The sequence below is a fragment of the Streptomyces alkaliphilus genome, from assembly GCF_014141535.1.
In the GTDB taxonomy this organism is placed as follows: Bacteria; Actinomycetota; Actinomycetes; order Streptomycetales; family Streptomycetaceae; genus Streptomyces; species Streptomyces alkaliphilus.
Window position 1 is genome coordinate 1 of sequence record NZ_VKHT01001048.1, and the last position, 1,682, is coordinate 1,682.

Genomic DNA, 1,682 nt, shown 5'->3' on the forward strand with positions numbered 1-1,682 from the left:
GGGAGGGGCCGGGGGCTCAGCGCCCGCTGCTCTTGACCTTCTCGGCCATGTCGGCGTCCATCTCCTGCATGGACTCCTTGATGGCCTGGAACTGGTTGGCGTAGTCGATGATGCTCTGCGTCGCGTTCTTCAGCGACGTGGTGAAGGTCTGGTACTGCGCCTGGAGGGCGGGGCTGGCCTCGACGAAGACCAGGCCGGTCTCCAGCAGCGCGTCCACCTCCTGCTGGGCCTCGTTCATCCGGGGCACCAGGGTCTCCTCGACGCTGGTGTTGAGGACGTTGCAGACCCGGTCGATCTCGTCGTAGTTCAGCTTGATGTTGGCCACGGGGCCGTCCTTTCGCTGCGTGCTGGGGAAACCGACCGCCGGGACCCGGCGGTCGGGGGTCCGATCACTTTTCCTCCCACTTGGCGTTGGGGCCGGAGCGGGTGTACTCGGTGGTCTCGCCGTCCGCGGTGACGGTCATCGTTCCGGAGCCGTCGTCGTCGAGGACGACCTTCGTGGTGGAGACGGTCTTGCCGTCCTCGTCGGTGCTGGTGACGGTGTAGTCCTGGAAGGCCGCGAAGCGTTCCCGCCCGGTGGAGTCCTCGCCGAGCGAGACGGTCCGGGGCTCGCCGTTGTAAACGGTCTCGGAGGTGGTGGTCGTCCCGTCGGCGTAGGTGGACGTGGTGGTCTGGTCGCGGAAGGTGTAGCCGCGGCCGTTGCCGTCCTCCACCGTGTGGACCGTGCCGTCGTAGACGGTCTCCGAGACGAACTTCTGGCCGTCCGTGGTGGTGACCGTCGCGGTCTCCTTGACGATCTCGTGGTTGTCGTCCAACTCCAGCTCGATGACGGTGGTGCCCGACGCGTCGGTGTGCTCCCATCGGGTGGGCGGGGTGTCCTCCGGCTTGGACGGGGCCTCGCCGGGGTTCTCCGGGGGACGATCGCCGTCACCGGCCCGGGCGGCGTCCACGTCCTCCTTCCACTGCTCGCAGAAGCCGGGCGGGTCATCGACCGCGCAGGCCTTGTGGAGGAGGAACTCGGGGTTGTCGATGTCCTGTTGGGGAACGCCGATGGACGCCAGGTACTTCTCCCAGGCGGCCCGATCGCTCTCCCACTGCTGGTACGCCTCGGTATCCGCCCGCCAGTTGTCGAGGTCCCCCGCGGCCTTGGAGGCCCCGGCGCTCTGCGCGAGCTGGGAATCGACGTTGAAGAAGCCGTCCGCGACGCCGCCGAAGAGGTTGCCCAACTCCTCCAGGCCGTCCTTGGCCTCCTTCACCCGGGTTCGCGACATCGTGTAGAAGAGGTTGAAGGCCTCCGAGAGCCCGCTGTGGCCCAGCGCCGCCCTCCGTTCCCCGGGGTTGGCCTCCCCCAGATCGCGGTAGTCCCCGCTGGCGCCCCCGCTGCCCGCCTCCTCGGCCAGTTCGAGCATGTTCTCGCGCACCTGGTGCAGCACCGAGTAGTCGATCGAGAAATCGGCGGAAAGGTCGTCGGCCATGGTGCGCCTTCCCCGGTTCCTCCCGGTGGGGCCGGACCGAACCGTGTGTGAGCCGGACGTGCGGTGGGCGGGCGACGGGTCCGCCGGCTCCGCCCGCGGTCGCGCCCACCCCTACCACGCACCAAAACGGCCCCGGGTTCAGATCCCAACGGCATGAACCATCGGGTGTCCCCGAACGTGGACATGACGGAGGGACCACCGTCGCCC

General features: G+C 68.6%; 2 protein-coding genes. Both read right to left on the minus strand.

The genetic code is table 11. The features are described 5' to 3' along the window. Positions 1 to 16: 16 nt before the first annotated feature. On the minus strand, positions 17 to 325 hold the full coding sequence (locus tag FNQ90_RS22270) for a hypothetical protein (protein WP_143624462.1): 309 nt from the start codon (positions 323 to 325) through the stop codon (positions 17 to 19). 64 nt (positions 326 to 389) lie between these two features. Continuing rightward, entirely contained in the window at positions 390 to 1,475 is a 1,086-nt protein-coding gene (locus tag FNQ90_RS22275) for a serine/arginine repetitive matrix protein 2 (protein ID WP_182607986.1), read from the minus strand. Positions 1,476 to 1,682 lie beyond the last annotated feature (207 nt).

Excerpts from the sequence above, each read along its gene's own strand:
- FNQ90_RS22275 (WP_182607986.1), bottom strand. The coding sequence starts at position 1,475 with ATGGCCGACGACCTTTCCGCCGATTTCTCGATCGACTACTCGGTGCTG.